We start from the raw sequence: 645 nt of genomic DNA on the forward strand, positions 1-645 counted from the left end.
GGCCTCCGGCCCGCTGACGCGATAGGCCTCCGGCCCGCTGACGCAACCGTAGCCGGTCTCGCCAACAGGAGCAGCAGTCTCGGTTGTGCTCCGCACCGCTGACGCGAACAAGAGCTTTTTGCCCAAATCGGCAATTTGCTGGCCTGTATATCGGAAGGATTGAACATCAAAAGAAATTCCCACCCGATGAGTACGGGCCTGTTGCATGACGGCGTGGGGAAAATAGCCCACCCCAAAGGTGATCTGAGGATGCTCTAGAGGCCCATAGTGGCCACGGTTGCCCTCCAGCAAATGCCGCACCACCGCCTCTCCATACTTTTCCGGGATCCGGCTTTCTGAGGTGACAAAATCAGGGCTGTAATCCTGGTGCATTGCCTGGTAGATGACCCGTTCTGGATCTGGGGTTTGATTCAGCACCACAACTTGAAACAAAGCATCCACAGGCTGCATCCCCTAGTGCTTCGCACCGCATGTTAGGATTCTGAGATCCTTGTAAGATCATATTGGCAGCGGAGAACGCCAACGGCATTGGCCTGCTCCACCACAGAGCATATTCCCTATCTGCCCCCACCCTGAGGTATTCCTTAACTCAGTGTAAGGAGAAGAGAGCATGACTCTAGTCAATAATAAGCTCAACTATACTGA

1 protein-coding gene is annotated in these 645 nt (G+C 54.3%); it reads right to left on the reverse strand.

The window, feature by feature from the left end:
• Positions 1 to 441: FAD-dependent thymidylate synthase (locus tag NW843_RS12935; protein ID WP_414523146.1), on the reverse strand; the 441-nt coding region annotated here is incomplete at its 3' end.
• Positions 442 to 645 lie beyond the last annotated feature (204 nt).

The organism is Synechococcus sp. R5-12 (assembly GCF_047502655.1).
In the GTDB taxonomy this organism is placed as follows: domain Bacteria; phylum Cyanobacteriota; class Cyanobacteriia; order Thermostichales; family Thermostichaceae; genus Thermostichus.